The 23,174-nt window shown below is 70.8% G+C and carries 24 protein-coding genes and 1 pseudogene; 6 read left to right on the top strand and 19 right to left on the bottom strand.

The window, feature by feature from the left end:
• Positions 1–2: 2 nt before the first annotated feature.
• Complete coding sequence (locus tag ACIRF8_RS07965) at positions 3–1,463, bottom strand: alkaline phosphatase PhoX (protein ID WP_404211959.1); 1,461 nt, start codon at positions 1,461–1,463, stop codon at positions 3–5.
• A gap of 210 nt (positions 1,464–1,673) precedes the next feature.
• On the opposite strand from ACIRF8_RS07965, the gene ACIRF8_RS07960 reads away from it, so the two are divergent.
• Positions 1,674–1,922, top strand: coding sequence for a hypothetical protein (locus ACIRF8_RS07960; RefSeq protein ID WP_404211957.1), 249 nt, complete (start codon positions 1,674–1,676; stop codon positions 1,920–1,922).
• A gap of 159 nt (positions 1,923–2,081) precedes the next feature.
• Here the strand turns inward: ACIRF8_RS07960 and ACIRF8_RS07955 are convergent, their stop codons facing one another.
• Positions 2,082–3,524: a hypothetical protein gene (locus tag ACIRF8_RS07955; RefSeq protein WP_404211955.1), complete on the bottom strand. Its 1,443-nt coding sequence runs from the start codon at positions 3,522–3,524 to the stop codon at positions 2,082–2,084.
• Positions 3,525–3,785: 261 nt separating this feature from the next.
• Between ACIRF8_RS07955 and ACIRF8_RS07950 the strand changes: the two genes are divergently transcribed.
• On the top strand, positions 3,786–5,630 hold the full coding sequence (locus ACIRF8_RS07950; RefSeq protein WP_404211953.1) for an endonuclease/exonuclease/phosphatase family protein: 1,845 nt from the start codon (positions 3,786–3,788) through the stop codon (positions 5,628–5,630).
• A gap of 50 nt (positions 5,631–5,680) precedes the next feature.
• On the opposite strand, the gene ACIRF8_RS07945 is transcribed toward ACIRF8_RS07950, so the two are convergent.
• Entirely contained in the window at positions 5,681–5,905 is a 225-nt protein-coding gene (locus ACIRF8_RS07945; RefSeq protein ID WP_404211951.1) for a hypothetical protein, read from the bottom strand.
• A gap of 211 nt (positions 5,906–6,116) precedes the next feature.
• Here ACIRF8_RS07945 and dapA point away from each other — a divergent pair.
• A pseudogene (gene dapA / locus ACIRF8_RS07940) lies at positions 6,117–7,025 on the top strand (4-hydroxy-tetrahydrodipicolinate synthase); the annotation flags it as partial.
• Between the two features lie 26 nt (positions 7,026–7,051).
• Here the strand turns inward: dapA and dapD are convergent.
• From dapD to ACIRF8_RS07875, 13 genes are all read right to left on the bottom strand, one after another.
• Complete coding sequence (gene dapD, locus ACIRF8_RS07935) at positions 7,052–8,044, bottom strand: 2,3,4,5-tetrahydropyridine-2,6-dicarboxylate N-succinyltransferase (protein ID WP_404211949.1); 993 nt, start codon at positions 8,042–8,044, stop codon at positions 7,052–7,054.
• Between the two features lie 94 nt (positions 8,045–8,138).
• Positions 8,139–8,675, bottom strand: a complete 537-nt coding sequence (locus ACIRF8_RS07930) for a TetR/AcrR family transcriptional regulator (RefSeq protein WP_404211947.1) — start codon at positions 8,673–8,675, stop codon at positions 8,139–8,141.
• On the bottom strand, positions 8,675–8,995 hold the full coding sequence (locus ACIRF8_RS07925) for a DMT family transporter (RefSeq protein ID WP_404211945.1): 321 nt from the start codon (positions 8,993–8,995) through the stop codon (positions 8,675–8,677). The genes ACIRF8_RS07930 and ACIRF8_RS07925 overlap by 1 nt, the downstream gene beginning before the upstream one ends.
• A gap of 57 nt (positions 8,996–9,052) precedes the next feature.
• Positions 9,053–9,418, bottom strand: coding sequence for a VOC family protein (locus tag ACIRF8_RS07920; RefSeq protein WP_404211943.1), 366 nt, complete (start codon positions 9,416–9,418; stop codon positions 9,053–9,055).
• 27 nt (positions 9,419–9,445) lie between these two features.
• Positions 9,446–10,846, bottom strand: a complete 1,401-nt coding sequence (locus tag ACIRF8_RS07915) for a hypothetical protein (protein WP_404211941.1) — start codon at positions 10,844–10,846, stop codon at positions 9,446–9,448.
• Positions 10,847–11,011: 165 nt separating this feature from the next.
• Positions 11,012–11,350, bottom strand: coding sequence for a metal-sulfur cluster assembly factor (locus tag ACIRF8_RS07910; protein ID WP_361081375.1), 339 nt, complete (start codon positions 11,348–11,350; stop codon positions 11,012–11,014).
• Positions 11,347–11,805, bottom strand: coding sequence for a Fe-S cluster assembly sulfur transfer protein SufU (sufU, locus tag ACIRF8_RS07905; RefSeq protein ID WP_404211939.1), 459 nt, complete (start codon positions 11,803–11,805; stop codon positions 11,347–11,349). The genes ACIRF8_RS07910 and sufU overlap by 4 nt, the downstream gene beginning before the upstream one ends.
• Before the next feature lie 25 nt (positions 11,806–11,830).
• Positions 11,831–13,087 carry a cysteine desulfurase gene (locus tag ACIRF8_RS07900; protein ID WP_404211937.1) on the bottom strand — a complete coding sequence of 419 codons (1,257 nt, stop codon included), beginning with the start codon at positions 13,085–13,087 and terminating at the stop codon, positions 11,831–11,833.
• A complete protein-coding gene (gene sufC, locus ACIRF8_RS07895) occupies positions 13,084–13,848 on the bottom strand; it encodes a Fe-S cluster assembly ATPase SufC (protein ID WP_266720902.1) in 765 nt (254 codons plus the stop codon). Before sufC ends, ACIRF8_RS07900 begins: the two co-directional genes overlap by 4 nt.
• A 6-nt stretch (positions 13,849–13,854) precedes the next feature.
• Entirely contained in the window at positions 13,855–14,175 is a 321-nt protein-coding gene (locus ACIRF8_RS07890) for a non-heme iron oxygenase ferredoxin subunit (protein WP_404211935.1), read from the bottom strand.
• Complete coding sequence (sufD, locus tag ACIRF8_RS07885; RefSeq protein ID WP_404211933.1) at positions 14,175–15,356, bottom strand: Fe-S cluster assembly protein SufD; 1,182 nt, start codon at positions 15,354–15,356, stop codon at positions 14,175–14,177. The genes ACIRF8_RS07890 and sufD overlap by 1 nt, the downstream gene beginning before the upstream one ends.
• Positions 15,357–15,416: 60 nt before the next feature.
• Complete coding sequence (gene sufB, locus ACIRF8_RS07880; protein ID WP_404211931.1) at positions 15,417–16,841, bottom strand: Fe-S cluster assembly protein SufB; 1,425 nt, start codon at positions 16,839–16,841, stop codon at positions 15,417–15,419.
• Complete coding sequence (locus ACIRF8_RS07875) at positions 16,838–17,605, bottom strand: helix-turn-helix transcriptional regulator (RefSeq protein ID WP_404211930.1); 768 nt, start codon at positions 17,603–17,605, stop codon at positions 16,838–16,840. Before ACIRF8_RS07875 ends, sufB begins: the two co-directional genes overlap by 4 nt.
• A gap of 207 nt (positions 17,606–17,812) precedes the next feature.
• Here ACIRF8_RS07875 and ACIRF8_RS07870 point away from each other — a divergent pair, with 207 nt between their 5' ends.
• The 3 genes from ACIRF8_RS07870 to ACIRF8_RS07860 all read left to right on the top strand — a co-directional run bounded on the left by ACIRF8_RS07870 (position 17,813) and on the right by ACIRF8_RS07860 (position 20,583).
• The gene (locus tag ACIRF8_RS07870; protein ID WP_404211928.1) at positions 17,813–18,736 is read left to right on the top strand and encodes an ABC transporter ATP-binding protein; all 924 of its coding nucleotides are present in this window, start codon (positions 17,813–17,815) and stop codon (positions 18,734–18,736) included.
• The gene (locus tag ACIRF8_RS07865) at positions 18,733–19,500 is read left to right on the top strand and encodes an ABC transporter permease (protein WP_404211926.1); all 768 of its coding nucleotides are present in this window, start codon (positions 18,733–18,735) and stop codon (positions 19,498–19,500) included. Before ACIRF8_RS07870 ends, ACIRF8_RS07865 begins: the two co-directional genes overlap by 4 nt.
• A gap of 78 nt (positions 19,501–19,578) precedes the next feature.
• A complete protein-coding gene (locus tag ACIRF8_RS07860; protein ID WP_404211924.1) occupies positions 19,579–20,583 on the top strand; it encodes a heme A synthase in 1,005 nt (334 codons plus the stop codon).
• Positions 20,584–20,611: 28 nt separating this feature from the next.
• Here the strand turns inward: ACIRF8_RS07860 and ACIRF8_RS07855 are convergent, their stop codons facing one another.
• From ACIRF8_RS07855 to ACIRF8_RS07845, 3 genes are all read right to left on the bottom strand, one after another.
• Entirely contained in the window at positions 20,612–21,736 is a 1,125-nt protein-coding gene (locus ACIRF8_RS07855) for an amidohydrolase family protein (RefSeq protein WP_404211922.1), read from the bottom strand.
• A gap of 103 nt (positions 21,737–21,839) precedes the next feature.
• Positions 21,840–22,175, bottom strand: coding sequence for a hypothetical protein (locus ACIRF8_RS07850; RefSeq protein WP_404211920.1), 336 nt, complete (start codon positions 22,173–22,175; stop codon positions 21,840–21,842).
• Between the two features lie 93 nt (positions 22,176–22,268).
• Entirely contained in the window at positions 22,269–23,126 is an 858-nt protein-coding gene (locus ACIRF8_RS07845) for a heme o synthase (RefSeq protein ID WP_404212347.1), read from the bottom strand.
• Positions 23,127–23,174: the final 48 nt, after the last annotated feature.

Genomic DNA, 23,174 nt, shown 5'->3' with positions numbered 1-23,174 from the left:
CGTCAGCGCTGGCGCTTCCAGGGGCCGGTGATCGCCAGCATGATGCCGGGCGTCTGGATGTTGGCGTACAGGGTGCGCCCGTCCGGCGAGAACGTGACGCCGGTGAACTCGCTGTACTCCGGCTCCTCCGCGGTGCCGATGTTCAGCTCGTTGCGCGCGATCGGGTAGGTGTTGCCGCGCTCGGTCGCGCCGAACAGGTGCTGGACGCCCTCGCCGTCCTCGGCGATGACCAGGCCGCCGTACGGGGAGACGGTGATGTTGTCCGGGCCGTCGAAGGCACCGTCGACCGAGGGGTCGGCGTTGACGCCGAGCAGCACCTTGAGGGTCAGCGTGCGGCGCTTGGGGTCGTAGAACCAGACCTGTCCGTCGTGGGCGACGGGGCTCTCGTCACGGGCGAACGAGGCGACGACGTAGGCGCCGCCGTCCGCCCACCACATGCCCTCCAGCTTGCGGGCGCGGGTGACCTCGCCGTCCTTGAACTGCTTGCGCGTGGAGACGGTCTTGGCGTCGCGGTCGGGGACGTCCACCCAGTCCACGCCGTAGACCGTGCCGATCTTCGTGGCGCGGGACAGGTCGTCGACGAACCGGCCGCCGGAGTCGAAGCACTTGAAGGCCTGGAGGACACCCGCGTCGTCGGCGAGGGTGCGCAGCTTGCCACGGCCGTGGTGGAAGCCGTGCGGCGGGACCCAGCGGTAGAGCAGGCCGTTGGGGCCCGAGGCGTCCTCGGTCAGCAGCAGGTGCCCGCGCTTGGGGTCGACGACGACGGCCTCGTGGGCATAGCGGCCGAGCGCCTTGATCGGCTTGGGGTCGCGGTTGGCGCGGCGGTCGGCGGGGTCGACCTCGAAGACGTAGCCGTGGTCCTTGGTGAAACCGTTCTTCCCGGCCTTGTCCTCGGTCTCCTCGCAGGTCAGCCAGGTGCCCCAGGGGGTGTTGCCGCCCGCGCAGTTGGTGGCGGTGCCGGCGATGCCGACCCATTCGGCGACCTCGCCGCCGCGGCGCACCTCGACGACCGTGCAGCCGCCGGCGGCCATCGGGTCGTAGACGAGGCCCTCGGTGAGCGGCACCGGGTGCGGCCAGTTGGCGCGGGCGCCGGCCAGCTCGTGGTTGTTGACGAGGAGGGTGGTGCCGCGCGGCCCCTCGAAGGTGGAGGTGCCGTCGTGGTTGGACGGCGTGAACTCGCCGGACTCCAGCTTGGTCTTCCCGCTGTAGGTGATGACCTTGTACGAGAATCCGGCGGGCAGCGCGAGGATGCCCTTGGGGTCGGAGCGCAGCGGACCGTAGCCGGCGCCGTGGTGGCCGCCGTGGTGGCCGTGGCCGTGCCCCGCGGCCTCGACGGTCTCGGCGTCGTCGGTGGCGGCGAGCGCGCCCGGCGCCGTGGCGAGGGCGCCGACGGACCCTGCGAGGGCGACGCCCGCTCCGGTGACGGCGGAGCGTCTGGCGAAGTCCCTGCGAGAGAGTGACATGGTGGCTGTCTCCTGCTGACGGTGAACGATGACGGACCCGGTTTCGGCCACACGTTCCCGTCCTCGCCTGAACGGCGGTTGAACGCCGCCCTACGTCCAGGGGCCCGCTTGCGGGCATTTCGCGCGGGACGCCTTGACCACCTTGTCGTACGGCAATAGACAGGCACTACCCGCAGCACAGCATCACCCGCCCAGGGGGTGGCGAGCCCAGTGGACGCACGCCAGGCACGCGATCTCCATGAGAGCCGGCTGTTGCGGCTGGCCCATGTCACCGGAGTCGGCACCGGCAAGGACGAGGGCTCGGGCGAGGACGTGATCGTCGTCTTCGTCACCCGGAAGGTGCCCCGCGACCGGCTCGGTGCGCACGACGTGGTTCCCGACGCGCTCGACGGGGTGCCGGTACGCGTACTCGCGATCGGTGAGGTCCACTCCCGGAGCGGGGCGGACGACGAGGCGTAGGGACCACGCACTCAGGCGGGGCACGTACGGCTTCGACGGCGCGACCTCGTCGTTCGAGCACACGACGCGGCACCTGTGCTGACCCGCACCTGAGGCGCCTGCCCGCACCGGGGCCGAACTCCCGTCACCACAGCGGGAGTCCGGCCATGCCGGGAGAGGTCAGCCCTGTGCCGAACGCGCCTTGAAGGCGGCCTTGCGGGCCTCCTTGGCCACCTTCTTGTTCGGGTGGAGACGGCCCATCGCCTCCAGGACGTCGGCCGTGGCGGGGTGCTCCACCCGCCACGCCGCCGAGAAGAACCCGCTGTGCTGCTCGGCGAGGCCCTCGACCAGGGCCTGGAGCTCGTCCGAGTTGCCCTCCAGGGAGAGCTGCGCGGCGATCGTGTCGACCGTCAGCCAGAAGACGAGGTCCTGCGAGGGCGCGGGCACGTCGACCGCGCCGTGCTCGGCGAGCCAGACCCGGGCGAGGCCGCCCAGCTCGGCGTCGTCGAGGACCTCACGCAGCGCCGGTTCGGCCTCCGCGCCGACCAGCGAGAGCGCCTGCTGGCAGCGGAGCCTGCGCAGCGGCGCGCCCTCGTCGCCGCCGCGCGCCGCCGCCAGCAACTCCCTCGCGGCGCCGAGCGGTTCACGCCGTGCGAGCCACTGCTCGATCTCGGCCTGCGCCGCCGCCTGCGGGAACGCGGACGTGCCGTCGAGGAGCATGTCGGCGCCCTTGTCGACGAGGTCGCCGACCGCGGGCGCCGCCACTCCGGCCTCCAGCAGCCGCGAGCGGATCCCGAACAGTCCGAGCGGGGTGAGCCGCACCATGCCGTACCGGGCGACATCGGCCTCGTCCACGGACTCCACGGACTCGACGGGCACCTCGTCGGCCTCGGCCATCAGCGCCTCGTCGACCGGCTGGAACTCCACGAGCCCGACCGGTTCGAGCAGCCGGAACTGGTCGTCGAGGCGCATCATCGCGTCCGACACCTGCTCCAGGATGTCGTCGGTCGGCTCCCCCATGTCGTCGGGCACGATCATCGACGCGGCGAGCGCGGGCAGCGGCACGGGTCCGTCGCCCGCGCCGCCCTCGCTGACGGTCAGCAGGTACAGGTTGCCGAGCACGCCCTCCAGGAACTCGGTCTCCGCCTCGGGGTCCCATTCGAGCTGCGAGAAGTCGATCTCGCCGCCCTCCTCCATGGCGCCCATGAGGTCGTCCAGGTCGGGCACGGTGGCGTCGGCGATCGACGTGTCGAGCGCGGCGAGCCACAGGCCGAGCACGTCGGCGGGCCCGCCGGAGGTGAGGGTGGTGAGCTCCGCGCCGACGGTGACGGTGCCGCCCCCCTCGGCGTCCTCGTCCACGACCTCGATCAGGCCGGTGTCGACGGCGACGTTCCACGCCTCGCTCGCGTGGGCGACGGCGTCGTCGCCGCTCAGGCCCAGCTCGGCCGCGGCGGCGGGCAACTGCTCCTCGACGAGTTCACCGCCGGCGCCGACCCGGGTGTCGGGCCCGGCCCAGCGGGCGAGCCGCACCGCGCGCGACAGAAGGGGGGTGGCGAGGGCGTCCCGCGCCAGCTCCGCTTCGGCGGGCAGCCGGACCGGCGGCAGGGGGAGGCTGTCTGACATCGGCTGGTTCTCCTCAAGGGCGTACGTTGCGACCGCTCAGCCTAGACGGATTTGACCCTTTGCCGCCCAGTTCATGTACCCGTCAGGTTTCGGTCGGCCCGCGGACACCCCCGAGACCTTGACAACTCCCCGGCCCAGGACAGAGATTGACGCGCGTAGAAGGCTCTGAACGGCCACAGAACGCCGTAGCAGGACCCGCAGATCACAGAGAGCCACCCTCGTCCCGGCGCTCGCCACTCGCACGTCCCCGGAGGGATCCCCTTGCCGAGCAAGCCCGCGCAGTCCGTGTACTCCCGCTCCCGTCTCGCCGCGCTCGCCGTCACCACGGCCTGCTGCGCCACGTACGCCGTCGTCGCGACGGGCCCCGCGCACGCCGCCGCCACCGCCGCCGTCCACGACATCCAGGGCACCACCCGGACGTCCCCGCTCGCCGGTCAGCAGGTGACGGGCGTGGCCGGTGTGGTGACCGGGGTCAGGACGTACGGCTCCTCCCGGGGCTTCTGGCTCCAGGACACGACGCCCGACGACGACCCGGCCACCAGTGAGGGCGTCTTCGTCTTCACCGGTTCCGCGCCGACCGTGAAGGTGGGCGACGCGGTGACGGTCTCCGGCACGGTGACCGAGTACGTGCCCGGCGGCGCCTCGTCCGGCAACCAGTCGCTCACCGAGATCACCAAACCGACGGTGGCCGTGGTCTCGTCCGGCAACCCGGTGCCCGTCACGAAGGTCGACGCCACGTCCGTCCCCGCCGCCTACGCGCCCGCGGGCGACCCGGCGGCGAACGGCTCGGTCAACGCCCTGCCGCTGCGACCGGCCGCGTACGCCCTGGACTACTACGAGTCCCTTGAGGGCCAGAACATACGGATCGGCTCCTCGCGCGTCGTCACCGCCACCGACCCGTACGCGGAGCTGTGGGTCACGGTCAAGCCCGGCGAGCACCCGACCGCGCGGGGCGGCGCCCGGTACGGCTCGTACGCCTCGCAGAACACCGGCCGCCTCCAGATCCAGTCGCTCGGCGCGGTCGCCGACTTCCCCGCGGCGAACGTCGGCGACGTCCTCACCGGCGCCACCGAAGGACCGCTCGACTACAACCAGTTCGGCGGATACACCCTCGTGGCACGGGAGTTGGGCGCGCTGAAGCAGTCCGGGCTCGCCCGGGAGACGACGCGGGCGCAGAAGTCCGGCGAGCTGGCCGTGGCGACGTACAACGTCGAGAACCTGGACCCGACGGACGCCACGTTCGAGGAGCACGCGGCGGCGATCGTCCGCAACCTGAAGTCGCCCGACATCGTGTCCCTGGAGGAGATCCAGGACAACAACGGCGCGAAGAACGACGGCACGGTCGCCGCCGACGTGACCGTCACCAAGCTGATCGACGCGGTCGTCGCGGCGGGCGGCCCCCGGTACGACTGGCGCTCCATCGACCCGGTCGACGGCAGCGACGGCGGCGAGCCCGGCGGCAACATCCGCCAGGTGTTCCTCTTCAACCCCGAGCGGGTGTCGTTCACGGACCGCGCGGGCGGCGACGCCACGACGCCCGTCGGTGTGACCCGCAGCCACGGCAAGGCCGCGCTCACCGCCTCCCCCGGCCGGATCGACCCGGCGAACGAGGCCTGGAAGAACAGCCGCAAGCCGCTCGCGGGCGAGTTCACCTTCCGCGGCAGGACCGTCTTCGTCATCGCCAACCACTTCGCGTCGAAGGGCGGCGACCAGGGCCTGACCTCGCAGTACCAGCCGCCCGCGCGCAGCTCGGAGACCCAGCGCCACGCGCAGGCGACAGCCGTGAACGCCTTCGTGAAGTCCGTCCTCAAGGTCGAGCGGAACGCCGACGTGATCGCGCTCGGCGACATCAACGACTTCGAGTTCTCCGGCACGGCGCAGCGCCTTGAAGAGGGCGGAGCGCTCTGGTCGGCGATCAAGTCGCTGCCGCGCGCCGAGCGTTACACCTACGACTACCAGGGCAACAGCCAGGTCCTCGACCAAATCCTGATCAGCCCCTCGATCAGGAAGAAGGCCGCGTTCCGCTACGACAGCGTGCACATCAACAGCGAGTTCCACGACCAGATCAGCGACCACGACCCGCAGGTGCTGCGCCTGCGCCCGTAGCGCACACCGTCCGCCGGTGCCGGGCCCACGGGCCCGGCACCGGCGGACGGCTACGACTGCTCGGGCCGCCGCATGAGGACCGCCCGGCGTTCGGCGCCCTCCCCGTCGGCGACGAGCAGCGCGTACTCGTCGGCCACCATCGCCTCGGCCACGGCGACCGCCCGCTGCGCCGCACGGTCCGGGCTCGTCCCGCGTCTGCGCCGCCACCACGTGTCGCCCGCCGCATAGATCCCACCCGCGCACATCAGCAGGGGCATGGCCAGGGCGGTCGCCACGTCTCGCACCACGGACCTCTTATGAACTGGGCGGCATCTTCCGTTAGTTCATCGGAGCCCGGACGCGCCACCTGAAGACTTCCTCTCGGCCAAAAATCACGAAAAAGGACTGGAAAGCGCCCCTCTTCCCCCGTAACCTTCAGCGTTGCTCCGCCCCATCTCGTAGCGAATTTAAGTGGAGCTTCACGGTGCAACACCCGACACTCCCCCCATGACCCACACCCACGCCGCCCCCTTCGGCCGCGCCCTGTGCGCCATGGTCACGCCCTTCACCGAGGACGGCGCCCTCGACCTGGACGCCGCGCAGAAGCTGGCCGACCGGCTCGTCACCGAGGGCTGCGACGGCCTCGTCCTGTCCGGCACGACCGGCGAGTCCCCGACGACGACGGACGCCGAGAAGGCGGACCTGGTACGGGCAGTACGGGAAGCCGCCGCCGGCCGGGCGTCCGTCCTCACGGGCGTCGGCACAGCCGACACCCGTCATACGCGGGAGCTGGCCCGGCAGGCTCAGCAGGCGGGCGCCGACGGCCTGTTGGCAGCGACCCCGTACTACAGCCGCCCGCCACAGGACGCCGTCGAGGCGCACTTCCGCGACCTGGCCGACGCGACGGACCTGCCGCTGATGCTGTACGACATCCCCGGCCGCACCGGCACCCGCATCGAACCGGACACCCTGCTGCGCCTGTCGGACCACCCGCGCGTCGTCGCCGTGAAGGATTGCGCGTACGACCTGCTCGGCACCCAGAAGGTCATGGCCGCGACGGACCTCGCGTACTACACGGGCTGCGACGAGTACGTCCTCGCGCTGTACGCCCTCGGCGGCGCGGGCTACGTCTCCACGGTGGCGAACGTCGTGCCCGGCGCGTTCCGGGCGATCATCGACGCGTACGACGCGGGCGACACGGCCCTGGCCGCCCGCCACCAGCGACTCACCATCCCGCTGACCGACCTGATGATGAACGCGGGCCTGCCCGGCACGGTGACGACGAAGGCCCTCCTCACCGCCCTGTCCCTCCCCGGCGGCGGCCCGCCCCGCCCCCCACTGCTCCCGGCACCCCCCCACCACGACCCACACCCTGCGAACGGCCCACGACGCGCTGGTCAACGCGTCGTGAGCCGGGGTTCGTCGGTGAGGTCCGCGGGGGCTCAGTTGTGGCTGTGCAGGACCTCGTTCAGCCCGCCCCACACCGCGTTGTTCGGCCGGGCCTCCACCGTGCCGGTGACGGAGTTGCGGCGGAAGAGGATGTTCGAGGCGCCGGAGAGTTCGCGGGCCTTGACGATCTGGCCGTCGGGCATGGTCACGCGGGTGCCCGCGGTGACGTAGAGGCCGGCCTCGACCACGCACTCGTCGCCGAGCGCGATGCCCACGCCCGCCTCGGCGCCGATGAGGCAGCGCTCGCCGATGACGATGCGGACGTTGCCGCCGCCGGAGAGGGTGCCCATGGTGGAGGCGCCGCCGCCGATGTCGGAGCCGTCGCCGACGACGACGCCGGCCGAGATGCGGCCCTCGACCATCGACGTGCCGAGCGTGCCCGCGTTGAAGTTCACGAAGCCCTCGTGCATGACCGTGGTGCCCTCGGCGAGGTGCGCGCCGAGGCGAACGCGGTCGGCGTCGGCGATGCGGACGCCCTTGGGGGCGACGTAGTCGGTCATGCGCGGGAACTTGTCGATGGAGGTGACCTGGAGGTGCAGGCCCTCGGCGCGGGCGTTGAGCCGTACCTTCTCGACGTCGTCGACGGCGACCGGGCCGAGCGAGGTCCAGGCGACGTTGGCGAGGAAGCCGAACTGGCCCTCCAGGTTCACGCCGTGCGGCTTGACCAGGCGGTGGCTGAGCAGGTGCAGGCGCAGGTAGACGTCGTGGGCGTCGAGCGGCTTGTCGTCGAGGGAGGCGATGACCGTACGGACGGCGACGATCTCCACGCCGCGGCGGGCGTCCGGGCCGACGGCCTTGGCGGCGCCTTCGCCGAGCAGTTCCACGGCCTTCTCGGCGGACAGCCGCTCGGAGCCGGCCGGGCCGGGCTCGGCGACCAGCTCGGGGGCGGGGAACCAGGTGTCGAGAACGGTGCCGTCGGCGGTGACGGTGGCGAGGCCGGTGGCGACGGCGCCGGTGGAACGCGAAGCAGTGGTGGTGTCGGTCATGGAGGCAAACCTAATCGGCCCGCCCCCGCCGAGGCGAACCGGCGGCGCCCCCGTCTCAGCTCCCGAACTACCCGAACTACCCGAACTACCCGAACTACGGGATGAGCCGGCCCAGCATCTCCCGCGTGTACCCGGCGTCGTACTCCGCCCCCGTCAGCAGCACCTGGAGCGAGATCCCGTCGAGCAGCGCGACGAGTGCCCGCGCGGTGACGGGGTCGGTGCGGCGGGCGACGACCTCGGCCAGCTCCTGGCACCACTCGGCGGCCACCGGCCGCAGCGCGGGCCTGCGCAGCGCGGCGAGGTACAGCTCGTACTCCAGCTCCACGCCCACCCGGTCCCCGGCCAGCCACTCGCCCAGCACCTGCGCGAGCTCCCCCGGCAGGTCGCTGCCCGGGTCGAGGAGCCCGGCGTGGTCCGCGACGTACTTCGCGAACCCCTCGTTGGCCTGGCGCAGCGCGGCGACCATCAGCTCGTCGAGCGTAGCGAAGTGGTACGTCGTGGAGCCCAGCGGCACATCGGCCTCCGCCGCGACGCTGCGGTGGCTGAGCCCGCCGATGCCCTTCGCCCCGACGACACGGATCGCGGCGTCGATGATCCGCTGCCGCCGCTCGGGGTCGTAGCGCCGGGCCATCAGTGCGCCCCGCCCACATTGAGGAGCACGACGCCACCGATGACGAGCACGATCCCCGCGATCTTGGCGAGGTTCAGCCCCTCGCCGAGGAAGATCATGCCGATCGCGGCGATGACGGCGGTGCCGGCACCGGCCCAGATCGCGTACGCGGTGCCGACCTGCACGGTCTTGAGGGTCTGGGCGAGCAGCGCGAACGCGATCACATACCCGGCGACGGTGATCAGCGAGGGCCAGAGCCTGCTGAAGCCCTCGCTGTACTTCATGGCCGTGGTGGCGCCCACCTCCGCGGCGATGGCCCCGGCCAGCAGCACGTATCCCATGCGTACAAGTGTACATAGCGTTGCGTACGACCGTACACAAGCGTCGGTCTCCCTGGGTCAGTCCAGCAGCGTCCTCTTCGGCCGCAGCACGCAGAACTCGTTGCCCTCGGGGTCGGCGAGGGTGACCCAGGTGGCGTCGGCTCCCTGCCCCACGTCGATCCGTCGCGCCCCGAGCGCGGTGATCCGCTCCACCTCGGCGTCCCGGTCGTCGGGGCTGAGGTCGATGTGCAGCCGGTTCTTCACGGCCTTGGACTCGGGTACCGGGACGAAGCACAGCCCCGGCAGCGCCGCGGCGTCCCGCCCGATGACGACCTCGTCGTCGTCCTCGTAGAGCACGTGCCAGTCGAGGACCCCGCACCAGAAGCGGGCGAGTGCGCGCGGGTCATGGGCGTCGACGACGGTCTGGTACCAGGTGACGGTCATGCGGGCCAGTCTCTCGTCGGGGGCGCCTCAGGAGACGGTGAACAGGGCCGCGCGGGACTTCTTCCACTCGTCGTGGTCGAGGTCCTTGGCCTCGGTGCCGTCGCCGTACAGGTCGGCCGAGCCGTTGTCGGTGACGAGCTGGGCGCGCTGCCCGGGCAGGGACAGGTCCGGCACGGAGACGATCGCCTCCCAGCCGCCGGGGTCGTCGGTCGGCAGGTCGGCCGTCTTGACGGGCGCGTGCCCCGCGACGCCGTCCCACGTGTACAGGGCGTAGGGGTCGGAGTTGTCGTCGGCGGCCCAACTGCCGGCCAGGATCAGATACTGGCCGGCGGAGTTCTTGCGCAGGTCGCGCACGGCGAGCCCGCCCAGGTCGAGCTCGACGGGCGTACCGAAGACCGGGGCCGCCCCACTGGCGAGCACCTTGTCGACATTGGTGACGGGCACGAGGAGCCCCTTGCCGCCCTCCTTCGGCGGCACGAGCGGCGCGCGGAAACCGAGGTACGCGGTGGAGGTCGACCCGGGCGCGAATTCCAGACCCTCCACGTTGAACCCGTCGATCTGCTTGGGCGCCTGTCCGTCCGCGGTCCCCGCGGCGAACCCGTACCGGTCCCCGTGGTCCTCGTCCCACGCCACGAGCTGGTCGCGCAGCTTCTTGTAGGAGTGCGCGTACGTGAGCTGCGTGGCGGCCCCGCTGCCGCTCACCGAGGTGGTGAAGACGGTGTTGCGGGCGGCCTTGTACTCGCCGTCCTTGTTGTTGCCGAGCGATCCGGTCCAGTAGACGAGGTCGCCGACGCGGGCGGCACCCTCGATGTCGACCTCCTTGTCGACGCCGAGTGCGCCGGAGAAGTCCCAGGTCCGCACCGGTGCCCCGGAGACCGAGCCGTTGTACAGGCGCAGCACGTTGGACTCGTCGTCGGCCACGACGACATAGCCGCCGCCCACGTCGACGGCGGCGGAGGCGTCGCTGGAGCCGGTGAAGTACCGCGTGTCGGCGGCGTTCCGCACGGCCGCGGACGCGGCGAAGTGCAGCTTGGTGGTGGCCGACGCGCCGCCGCTGCCGGTCACCTTCAGCGTCAGGTCGGTGTACCCCTGGCCGCGCGCGGCGACGGCGACGGTGCGGGTGGCCCCGGTGCCGCTGACGGTCACGTCGGCGGGCCGGGCGACGGACGTCCTGCTGCTGGCGCTCGCGGTGACGGTGAGCGCGGAGGCGTCGGTGCCGCTCTGCGCGATCTTCACGGTGACCGTCGGCTCGCCGGTCCCGCCGACGGCTCCGCCGAGGTAGGCGGCCGACAGCGCGATCGTGGGCGTGGCCGTGGCGGCGGCGCTCGCCGGGACATGGCCGCCGACGACGGCCAGCGTCAGCAGGCCACCGGCAGCGGTGACGGCCGCGTGGCGGGTACGCGGGGAACGGTGCGGCACTGCGGGCACGGGGGCTCCTTCGTCGGCCTGATGTCGACGGGAAGGTTCCGCTCCGCGCGCCAACGCCGCGTATCGATCACGCGTACGGCGGCCGAACAGCGGGCGCCGGAACGGGAATCGGCCCCGGCGGGAAACCCGCCGGGGCCGATCGCGTACGTGCGCGCGTGGTCCGTCTCAGACGTTGAAGCCGAGCGCCCGAAGCTGCTCGCGGCCGTCGTCCGTGATCTTGTCCGGGCCCCACGGGGGCATCCAGACCCAGTTGATCCGCAGTTCGTTGACGATGCCGTCGGTCGCGGACTTGGCCTGGTCCTCGATGACGTCGGTCAGCGGGCAGGCCGCGGACGTCAGCGTCATGTCGATCGTCGCGATGTTCGCGTCGTCGATGTGGATGCCGTAGATCAGGCCCAGGTTGACGACGTCGATGCCCAGCTCGGGGTCGACGACGTCGTACAGCGCCTCGCGGACCTCCTCCTCGGAGGCCGGCTTCATCTCCACTGCCGTGCTGTCACTCATGCGGTCTTCGCCTCCTTCGCGAAGGCCTGGGCCGTCGCGTCCTTCCACGCCATCCAGCTCAGGAGGGCGCACTTGACTCGGGCCGGGTACTTGGAGACGCCCGCGAACGCGACCGCGTCCTCGAGCAGCTCCTCCATGGAGTCGTCCGGCTCGACCTGTCCCTTGGACTGCATCAGCTCCAGGAAGGTCTCCTGGATCTTCTGCGCGTCGGACAGCTCCTTGCCGACCAGCAGATCGTTGAGGACGGAGGCCGAGGCCTGGCTGATGGAACAGCCCTGGCCCTCGTACGACACGTCCTCGATCTTCTCGCCGTCGTACTTGACGCGCAGCGTGATCTCGTCGCCGCACGTCGGATTGACGTGATGCACCTCGGCGTCGCCGTCCCGCAAGCCCCGGCCGTGCGGGTGCTTGTAATGGTCCAGGATGACTTCCTGGTACATGGAATCCAGCTTCACGTTTCCTGTCCCATCCGTCCCGCGGTCAGCCGAAGAAGTTCCGTACGTGCTCCAGGCCGTCGACCAGAGCGTCGATCTCGCCGGGCGTGGAGTACAGATAGAACGACGCTCGCGTGGTCGCAGGAATTCCGTACCGCAGGCAGACCGGCCGCGCGCAGTGGTGACCGACCCGCACCGCGATGCCCTGCTCGTCGAGGACCTGGCCCACGTCGTGCGGGTGGATGTCGCCGAGCGTGAAGGAGATCGCGGCGCCGCGCTCCTCGGCCGTCGTCGGGCCGATGATCCTGAGGTCCGGGACCTCCTGGAACCGCTTCACGGCGTACTCGGTGAGCGCCTGCTCGTGGCGCAGGACGTTCTCCATGCCGATCGCGCTCAGGTAGTCGATCGCCGCGCCGAGGCCGATGGCCTGCGAGATCGGCGGCGTGCCGGCCTCGAACTTGTGCGGCGCGGGAGCGTACGTCGAGGAGTGCATCGAGACGGTCTCGATCATCTCGCCGCCACCGAGGAACGGCGGCAGGTCCTCCAGGAGCTCCTGCCGGCCCCACAGCACACCGATGCCGGTCGGGCCGCACATCTTGTGGCCGGTGAAGGCCACGAAGTCGGCCTGGAGCGCCTGCACGTCCAGCGGCATGTGCGGCGCGGCCTGCGAGGCGTCGATGAGGACGAGCGCGCCCACCTCCTGGGCGCGGCGCACGATGGCCTCGACCGGGTTGTGGGTACCGAGGATGTTCGAGACGAGGACGAACGAGACGATCTTCGTCTTCTCGGTGATGACCTCATCGATGTTCGACAGGTCGAGCCGGCCGTCGTCGGTCAGGCCGAACCACTTCAGCTTCGCGCCGGTGCGCTGCGAGAGCAGCTGCCACGGGACGATGTTGGAGTGGTGCTCCATCTCCGTGATGACGATCTCGGTCTCGTGATCGACCTTGTACGGCTCGTCGGCCCAGCCCAGCATGTTGGCGACGAGGTTGAGCGACTCCGAGGCGTTCTTCGTGAAGATGACCTCGTCGCGGCTCGGCGCGTTGATGAACGCGGCGACCTTGTCGCGCGCGCCCTCGTACAGCGCCGTGGCCTCCTCGGCCAGCACGTGGACGCCGCGGTGGACGTTGGCGTTGTGCTGCGTGTAGTACTCGTCGATGACGTCGAGGACCTGGCGCGGCGTCTGGCTCGTCGCCGCGTTGTCCAGGTACACGAGCTTCTTGCCGTCGTGGAGCACCCGGTCGAGGATCGGGAAGTCCTTGCGGATCGCCTCTGTATCAAGGAGGCCCGGCAGCTGCGTCACGCAGATACGCCACCCTTCGTGTACTTCTCGTAGCCCTCGGCCTCGAGGGTGTCGGCCAGCTCGGGGCCGCCGGACTCGACGATCCTGCCCGCCGAGAAGACGTGCACGAAGTCCGGCTTGATGTAGCGCAGGATGCGCGTGTAGTGCGTGATCAGCAGGGTGCCGACCTCACCGGTCTCGCGGACGCGGTTGACGCCGTCGGAGACCTGGCGGAGCGCGTCGACATCGAGGCCGGAGTCGGTCTCGTCGAGGATCGCGATCTTCGGCTTGAGGAGCTCCATCTGGAGGATCTCGTGGCGCTTCTTCTCACCGCCGGAGAAGCCCTCGTTCACGTTGCGCTCGGCGAAGGCCGGGTCCATCTGGAGGGTCTCCATCGCGCCCTTGACCTCCTTCACCCAGGTACGCAGCTTGGGGGCCTCGCCGCGGATGGCGGTGGCGGAGGAGCGCAGGAAGTTGGAGACCGAGACGCCGGGGACCTCGACCGGGTACTGCATGGCGAGGAACATGCCGGCGCGGGCGCGCTCGTCGACGGACATCTCCAGGACGTCCTCGCCGTCGAGGGTGACGGTGCCCTGCGTGATCGTGTACTTGGGGTGACCCGCGATGGAGTAGGCGAGGGTCGACTTGCCCGAGCCGTTAGGGCCCATGATGGCGTGCGTCTCGCCCTGCTTCACGGTGAGGTCGACGCCCTTGAGGATCTCCTTCGTGGCGTTGTCGGCCTCGACGGTGACGTGCAGGTCTCGGATTTCAAGCGTTGCCATGGTGCCTCAGGACTCCTGGGAGAGGGAGACGAGCACATCGTCCCCATCGATCTTTACGGGGTATACGGGGACGGGGCGCGTCGCGGGAAGGCCGGACGGCTTGCCGGTGCGGAGGTCGAAGGCGCTGCCGTGCAGCCAGCACTCGATCTGGCAGTCCTCCACCTCGCCCTCGGAGAGCGACACGTTCGCGTGGCTGCAGATGTCGTTGATCGCGAACACCTCGCCCTCGGTGCGGACGACGGAGACCGGCGTGCCGTCGATCTCCACCCGCTTGGGGGTGGAGTCCTCCAGCTCGCTCAGCCCGCAGGCGCGTACGAAGGCCGACATCAGACGGTGGCCTCCAGCTCGGTCGCGATCTTCGCGAGCAGGCGCTCCTCGATGTCCGGGACACCGATCTGCTGGACCAGTTCGGCGAAGAAGCCGCGCACGACGAGGCGGCGCGCCTCGTCGGCGGGGATACCGCGGGCCATCAGGTAGAAGAGCTGCTCGTCGTCGAAGCGGCCGGTGGCGGAGGCGTGACCGGCGCCGACGATCTCACCGGTCTCGATCTCCAGGTTCGGCACGGAGTCGACGCGGGCACCGTCGGTCAGAACCAGGTTCCGGTTCATCTCGTAGGTGTCCGTGCCCTCGGCGGCGGCCTCGATGAGGACGTCACCGATCCACACGGCGTGCGCGTCGTCACCCTGGAGCGCGCCCTTGTAGACGACGTTGGACTTGCAGTGCGGGGTGTTGTGGTCGACCAGGAGGCGGTGCTCCTGGTGCTGGCCCGCGTCGGTGAAGTACAGGCCGAACAGCTCGGCCTCGCCGCCGGTCGCCGCGTACCGCACGCGCGGGTGCAGGCGGACCAGGTCGCCGCCGAAGGTGACGACGACGGACTTGAAGGTGGCGTCGCGGCCGACCAGCGCGTTGTGCTGCGCCACGTGGACGGCCTTGTCGTCCCAGTCCTGGACGGAGACGACGGTCAGCTTCGCGCCGTCGCCGAGCAGGTAGTCGACGTTGGCGGCGAGCACCGCGTCACCGGTGTGGTCGATGACGACGACGGCCTCGGCGAACGCGCCCAGCTCGATGACCTGGTGGCCGTAGGCCACGCCGCCCTCGCCGTGCACGCGGATCCGGATGGGCTCGGTGAGCGCCGTCTCCTTGGGCACGGAGACGACGGACGCCTGCTCGAACGCGGAGTACGCCTGCGCGGCGACGCGGTCGACGGGCTTGCCGGCCTTGCCGATCCGGGCGTCGTCACGGCCCACGGCCTCGACGGAGACGCCGGCCGGCGCCTCCACGTCGACCTTGACGCCGGTGCCGGTGGCGACGGCGGTGCCGTCGTGCAGCCCGCGCAGCCGCTCCAGCGGCGTGAACCGCCACTCCTCCTCGCGGCCGTGGGGAACCGGGAAGCTCTCCACGTCGAAGGAGGGGGGCGCGCTCATGCGCGTGGCGACGGTCGACTCGGCGGCCACCGCGATGGATCCGGCGGTGGTCGAACCGGCCGGGAGATTCTGAGCCTCAGCCATGGCTGTCGTAGCGCTCGCTTTCTTACGTAAGTGGCTTGACGGGTGGGTCGGGCGGCCGGGTCAGCCGACCGAGCCCTCCATCTGCAGCTCGATCAGCCGGTTGAGCTCAAGGGCGTACTCCATGGGCAGCTCCTTGGCGATCGGCTCGACGAAGCCTCGCACGATCATCGCCATCGCCTCGAACTCGCTCAGACCACGGCTCATCAGGTAGAAGAGCTGGTCCTCGGAGACCTTGGAGACGGTCGCCTCGTGGCCCATGGAGACGTCGTCCTCGCGGACGTCGACGTAGGGGTAGGTGTCCGAGCGGGAGATCGTGTCGACCAGCAGCGCGTCGCACAGCACGTTCGACTTGGATCCGGCGGCGCCCTCACCGATCTCGACGAGACCGCGGTAGGAGGTGCGGCCACCGCCGCGCGCCACGGACTTGGAGACGATGTTGGACGACGTGTTCGGCGCCATGTGGACCATCTTGGAGCCGGCGTCCTGGTGCTGGCCCTCGCCCGCGAAGGCGATGGACAGGGTCTCGCCCTTGGCGTGCTCGCCCATCAGGTAGACGGCCGGGTACTTCATGGTGACCTTGGAGCCGATGTTGCCGTCGATCCACTCCATGGTCGCGCCCTCGTACGCCACGGCGCGCTTGGTGACCAGGTTGTAGACGTTGTTCGACCAGTTCTGGATGGTCGTGTAACGGCAGCGGGCGCCCTTCTTGACGATGATCTCGACGACCGCGGAGTGCAGCGAGTCCGACTTGTAGATCGGCGCGGTGCAGCCCTCGACGTAGTGGACGTAGGCGTCCTCGTCGACGATGATCAGCGTCCGCTCGAACTGGCCCATGTTCTCCGTGTTGATACGGAAGTAGGCCTGGAGCGGGATCTCGACGTGCACGCCCTTCGGCACGTAGATGAAGGAGCCACCCGACCACACGGCGGTGTTCAGCGCGGCGAACTTGTTGTCGCCGGCCGGGATGACGGTCCCGAAGTACTCCTTGAAGAGCTCCGGGTGCTCCTTGAGGGCGGTGTCGGTGTCGAGGAAGATGACGCCCTGCTCCTCCAGGTCCTCGCGGATCTGGTGGTAGACGACCTCGGACTCGTACTGGGCCGCGACACCGGAGACGAGGCGCTGCTTCTCCGCCTCGGGGATGCCGAGCTTGTCGTACGTGTTCTTGATGTCCTCGGGCAGGTCCTCCCAGGACTCCGCCTGCTTCTCCGTGGAGCGCACGAAGTACTTGATGTTGTCGAAGTCGATGCCGGAGAGGTCCGAGCCCCAGTTCGGCATGGGCTTCTTGCCGAACAGCTTGAGGCCCTTGAGGCGGAGCTTGAGCATCCACTCCGGCTCGGACTTCTTGGACGAGATGTCCTTGACGACGTCCTCGTTGATGCCGCGCCTGGCAGAGGCACCGGCCGCGTCGGAGTCCGCCCAGCCGTATTCGTACTTGCCCAGACCCTCGAGCTCGGGGTGGGCAGTCTCCTCGATGGGGAGCGTCATGCGGGGTTCCTCCCGGCGGTGCTTGCAGATGCGGTGCTGACGGTCTTCGGAGTGTTCTTCAGGGTGCTCTGGGGGATGAACGTCGTGCAGACGCCGTCGCCGTGAGCGATGGTGGCCAGCCGCTGCACGTGCGTGCCGAGGAGCTGCGAGAACATCTCGGTCTCGGCCTCACAGAGCTGCGGGAACTGCTCGGCGACGTGGGCGACCGGGCAGTGGTGCTGGCAGAGCTGCTCGCCCTGTTGCGGGAGGGGCGCGCTGCGCGCCGTAGCAGCGTACCCGTCCGCGCTCAGCGCCTTGGCCAGCGCTGCGGCCCGCTCGCCGGGGGGCGCGCCCTCGACGGCCTTGCGGTACTGCGCGGCCTGGGCGGCGAGCCGGGCGCGGGCGAAGGCGACGACCGCCTCGTCCCCACCGGGCTGCTCCTGGATCCAGCGGATGGCGTCCGCGGCGAGCTTGTCGTAGGACTGGTCGAAGGCGTCGCGGCCGCAGTCGGTCAGGGCGAACACCTTGGCAGGCCTGCCGCGGGTCCGCGCGCCGTAGACCCGCTGCTCGCGCGCCTCGACCACGGTGTCGGCCACGAGGGCGTCGAGGTGGCGGCGGACGGCGGCCTGGGTGAGCCCGAGGCGTCCGGCCAGATCGGCGACGGTGGACGGGCCGTGATCCAGGATGGAGCGCGCGACGCGGTTGCGTGTCGAACGCTCACCGGTCGCGAGCTCTTCCTGAGGGGCCCCCGTGGGTGCCTCCTGAGCCTCGCCGACGTTTTTCACAACGCCATTGTTGCGTAATTCCTCAGACCCTGACAAGCGCAGCCCTGATCGATCTCGGTGCCGTACATCACTTAGGCAGACCTAAGTAGATACGCGGCGTGACCTGCGAGAACGATCTTTGATCGATCGAACGGCCCCGGCCGCCGGCCTCGGCTCCGGTCGACCCGCCCGCCCGTGACCGCGGGCCCGTCCCTAGACTTGGCCACCATGCGAAGCGATCCCGTCGTCCGGATCACGAGTCTGGTGAAGCGGTACGGAGACAAGACCGCGGTCGACGGCCTCGACCTGGAGACCGGCCCCGGCATCACGGCCGTCCTCGGCCCCAACGGTGCGGGCAAGACCACCACCATCGAACTCTGCGAGGGCTATCGCAGGCCGGACTCCGGAACCGTCCGGGTCCTCGGCCTCGACCCCGCCAAGGAGGCCGCCCGGCTCCGCCCCCGGATCGGCGTGATGCTCCAGTCCGGCGGCGTCTACCCCGGCGCCCGGGCCGACGAGATGCTGCGCCACATCGCGAAGCTGCACGCCCACCCGCTCGACGTGGACGCCCTCGTCGAGCGCCTGGGGCTCGGCGGTTGCGGCCGTACGACGTACCGGCGGCTCTCCGGCGGTCAGCAGCAGCGCCTCGCCCTGGCGATGGCCGTGGTCGGCCGCCCCGAGCTGGTCTTCCTCGACGAGCCGACCGCGGGCCTCGACCCGCAGGCCCGCCGCGCCACCTGGGACCTGGTCAGGGACCTGCGTGCCGACGGCGTCGCGACGATCCTGACCACGCATTACATGGACGAGGCCGAGCAGCTCGCCGACGACGTGGCGATCGTCGACGCCGGCCGGGTCATCGCCCAGGGCACCCCCGAACAGCTCTGCCGCGGCGGCGCCGAGAACACGCTGCGCTTCACCGGCCGCCCGGGACTGGACGTGGCCTCCCTGCTCAAGGCCCTGCCCGCCGACTCCGCGGCCGTCGAGCTCACCCCGGGGTCCTACCGCGTGTCCGGCAAGGTCGACCCCCAGCTCCTGGCGACGGTCACCTCCTGGTGCGCCCAGCACGGTGTGATGCCGGACAAGATCTCCGTCGAGCGGCACACCCTCGAAGACGTCTTCCTCGAACTGACCGGCAAGGAGCTGCGCGGATGAGCGCCGGTACGTACACGCCGAGCCCCGGAGCGGCCCCGCTGCCCCGCATGATCGCCGCGCAGGCGGCGCTCGAGACGAAGATGCTGCTCCGCAACGGCGAGCAGTTGCTCCTCACGGTCGTCATCCCGACCCTCCTGCTGGTCCTGTTCTCCTCGGTCGACATCGTGGACACCGGCTCCGGCGAGGCGGTCGACTTCCTGACGCCGGGCGTCCTCGCGCTCGCGGTGATGTCGACGGCGTTCACCGGGCAGGCCATCGCGACGGGCTTCGAGCGCCGCTACGGCGTCCTCAAGCGGCTCGGCGCCTCCCCGTTGCCCCGCTGGGCCCTGATGGCGGCCAAGACCCTCTCGGTCCTGGTCACGGAGGTCCTCCAGATCGTCCTGCTGACGGTCATCGCGTTCGGCCTGGGCTGGTCCCCGCACGGCAACCCGTTCGCCGTGCTGCTCCTCCTGGTCCTCGGCACCGCCGCCTTCTCCGGTCTCGGCCTGCTGATGGCGGGCACGCTCAAGGCGGAGGCCACCCTCGCGGCGGCCAACCTGGTCTTCCTGCTGCTGCTCGTCGGCGGCGGCGTCATCGTGCCGCTCGACAAGTTCCCGGACGCCGCGCAGTCGGTGCTCGGCCTGCTGCCCATCTCGGCGCTCTCCGACGGCCTGCGCGACGTCCTGCGCGACGGTGCCTCGATGCCCTGGGGCGACCTGGGCATCCTGGCCGTGTGGGCGGTCGTGGGGCTCGGCGCGGCGGGCCGCTTCTTCCGCTGGGAATGAGCGCCGCGCTCGTAACGCGCGTCACAGACGGCCCTCTCACGTCCCCCTCGTGAAGGCGTGCACAAGCGGCCCCCTACGATGGTGCGCGTGCCAAACGTGACCCGCACCGACGCCGTCCGAGCGCTCCGCAACCCGCTCGCCTTCATCGCCGAGCGCTGGACCCCCACGCAGCGGACCGTCCGGCGGGCGGCCCTGTCCGCCATCGTCATGACGGTGGTCATCGTCGTGACCGGCGGCGCGGTGCGCCTGACCGGGTCGGGCCTCGGCTGCCCGACCTGGCCCAAGTGCACCGACCAGTCGCTGACCACGACGAGCGAGATGGGCTTCCACGGAGTCATCGAGTTCGGCAACCGCATGCTCACCTACGTGCTGTGCGCCGCGGTCGGCTGGGCCATCATCGCTGCGCGCTCGCAGAAGCCGTGGCGGCGGGCGCTGACCCGCCTGGGCTGGACCCAGTTCTGGGTCGTGATGGGCAACGCGGTGCTCGGCGGCATCGTCGTCCTGGTCGGTCTCAACCCGTACACGGTCGCGGCCCACTTCATCCTCACCACCGCCCTCCTCACGGTCGCCGTGGTGATGTGGCAGCGCACCCGCGAGGGGGACGGCGAACCGCGCCCGCTGGTCGGCGCGTCGATCAAGCAGCTCGTCTGGTTCCTGGTCGCGGCCTCGGCGCTCCTCATCGCCGTCGGCACGGTCGTGACCGGCGCGGGCCCGCACGCCGGCGACTCCAGCGACGTCCACCGGATGCCGCTGGACTGGGAGACGGTCGCCAAGGGGCACGCGGTCCTGGCGTGGATCGTGGTGACCCTGACCTTCGCCCTCTGGTTCGTCCTGAAGGCCGTCGACGCGCCCAAGGGCCCGCTGCACCGCACCCGCGACCTGTTCCTGATCCTGCTCGCCCAGGGCGTCATCGGGTACGTCCAGTACTTCACGGACCTGCCCGAGGTCCTGGTCGGCCTGCACATGTTCGGCTCGGCGCTGGTCTGGATCGGTGTCCTGCGCGTCGTCCTGTCGCTGCGCGAGCGACCCCACCGGGCGGTGGACGTCCCCGCCCAGGCGGACTCGCAGCTCTCGGCCGTCTGACCCCTCCCGCGCGCCGGGGGCGGACGGTTCAGCCGTCCGTGCTCCCGGCGCCGAGCCCGTAGACCCGCTGCGCCGTTCCCGCCGCGATCATCGACGCCACCCGCTGCGCGTCCCCGAGCGACCACGCGCCGTCCGCGACCCAGCCACCGAGCACCCGGCCCAGCGCGTCGCGGAACAGCCGGGCGCCCACCACGTGCAGTTCCGGGATGCCGTGGGCGCCACTGGAGAACAGCAGCTTGCCGAACGGCGCCAGTTCGAGGATCTCCGCGAGGACCGCGGCGGCCCGGGCCCCGGTACGGGCGAGCGCCGGGCCGAGGTCGGCGTAGACGTGCGGGAAGACGCCCGCCAGATGAGCGGCGTGCCGGTGGTACGGGTAGCCGTGCAGCAGGATCAGGTCCGTGCCGAGCCCGGCCGTGGCGCGCGCGAAGTCGGTCAGCAGGACCGGGTCCGCACGGTCGGCCCGCAGCCCCGGCTCCCCGAGCCCGGCGTGCAGTTGCAGCGGCCGGCCCGACGCCACCGCGATCCACAGCAGGTGGCGCAGGAGGACCGGGTCCGTCAGCGGCCCGCCGACGGTGCGCGCGGCGAGCCAGCGTCCCGCCGCCCCGCGCACCTCGCCGGGGCCCGGCGGCTCCGGCGCGAGGGCGAGTCCGTGGCGTACGCCCGCCAGTGAGGTGAAGGCGACGGCGCCCGCGGCGGCGGCGTGCACCGACTCGGCGAGGTTGGCGAGGAAGGACTCGACGGTCCCCGAGGTGTCCGCGACCTGCTCGGCCAGCAGTTCGAGGCGGACGATCTCGTGCGCCTCCGCCTCCCCTGCCCGGCCCATCTCGGCGGGCCCGGTCAGATCGCCCGGCCGTCCCGTGTCGACGAGGTAGGTGGTGATGCCGCTGCCGCGCAGGAGCCGGCGCCCCGCTTCCACGACCCCGAGCTCGCGGCGCCTGGCCAGGTAGCGGGCGGGCGCGCAGTGGGGTTCGAGGCCGAGCAGGGGCGGGCACCAGCGGCGCAGCGCGAAGCCGGTCTGGGTGTCGAAGAGGGTGGTGCCGGGCGCGGGCGGCCCCTCGCCCCGGCCGAGGTGGGCCTCGAACGTGCCGAGGCCCAGTTCCGTGCGCAGTACTCCGTGGCAGTACTGGTCCACCAGGGACGGTGTTTCGATCATCCGGGGCTCCCGTTGACGGACCGTGCTCCTACGGTCCTAACGGGTGAACGGGCGCGGGGTGTTGCTCCGCCACGGGTCGCACACCTGCGCCCATGTCCCGGTGTCAGCCGCCGATCTGGATGCCCGCCATGCGCTTCCACTCGTACGGGCCGGTCTCGACCTTGGCGGCGAAGTCGCCGTCGAAGTCCTCGTGGACCGGGATGCCTGCCTTCTCGACCGCCTTCTGCGCGACCTCGTAGGTGGCGGCCACCAGGTCGCCCCAGCCGCCGTCCTGGCCGACGAGGACGATGCGGGTACCGCGCTCACCGAGGTACGCCAACTGGCCCTCGGCGCCGCCGTGCGCCTTGGCGAAAGCGCTGATGTCCTTGGCCAGGCCGGCCGCCCGGCGCTCGTCCTTCGCCGCCCGACGGGGCGTCTCAACCGCTTCAGTCTCTGCCATGTGCAGGATGCTACCGACGAGTAGCGAAACAAGCGATGGGTGGGGTGCGTGGTCTGGGCCACGCACCCCACCCATCGTGGGATCAGTCGGCGATCAGCGCAGGAAGGGGTCGACCGCGACCGCGACGAAGAGCAGCGAGACATAGGTGATGGACCAGTGGAACAGTCGCATCTCCTTGAGCTTGCCGCCCGTGACCTCGGCCTTGGCGCGGTTCTGGAGCCCGTGCGCCTCCCACAGCCAGAAGCCGCCGGCCAGGAGCGCGACCACCGTGTAGAACCAGCCCGTGTAGCCGAGCGGCGTCAGCAGCAGCGAGACGGCGACCATCACCCAGCTGTAGAGGACGATCTGGCGTGCCACCACCTTGTTGGACGCGATGACCGGCAGCATGGGCACGCCCACGCGCGCGTAGTCGTCCTTCACCTTCATGGACAGCGGCCAGTAGTGCGGCGGCGTCCAGAAGAACATGACGAGGAAGAGGACGACCGGCGCCCACGACATCGAGTCGGTCACCGACGACCAGCCGATGAGGACGGGCAGGCAGCCGGCGATCCCGCCCCACACGATGTTCTGCGAGGTGCGCCGCTTGAGGATCATCGTGTAGACGACCACATAGAAGAGGAGCGCGCCCAGCGACAGCCAGGCCGACAGCCAGTTGACGGCGAAGCCGAACAGGAGCGTGGAGATCACCGCGAGGGAGATGCCGAAGACCAGGCACTCGGCCGGGCTCACCATGCCGGTGACCAGCGGCCGCTGCGACGTACGGTCCATGAGGGCGTCGATGTCGCGGTCGTACCACATGTTCAGCGCGTTGGCGCCGCCCGCGGAGAGGTAACCGCCGAGGCAGGTGATCAGCACCAGCTTCAGATCCGGCACACCCTGTTCGGCGAGGAACATCACCGGGACCGTGGTGATGAGCAGAAGCTCGATGATCCGCGGCTTGGTCAGGGCCACGAAAGCCTTGACGCGGGCCCCGAACGGCCGCTGACCCCGGCTGCTGCT

The sequence above is a fragment of the Streptomyces sp. NPDC102406 genome (genome assembly GCF_044765725.1).
Lineage (GTDB): Bacteria > Actinomycetota > Actinomycetes > Streptomycetales > Streptomycetaceae > Streptomyces.
The sequence above is the reverse complement of the archived record's forward strand: the minus strand, read 5'-3'. Positions and strand labels throughout refer to the sequence as shown.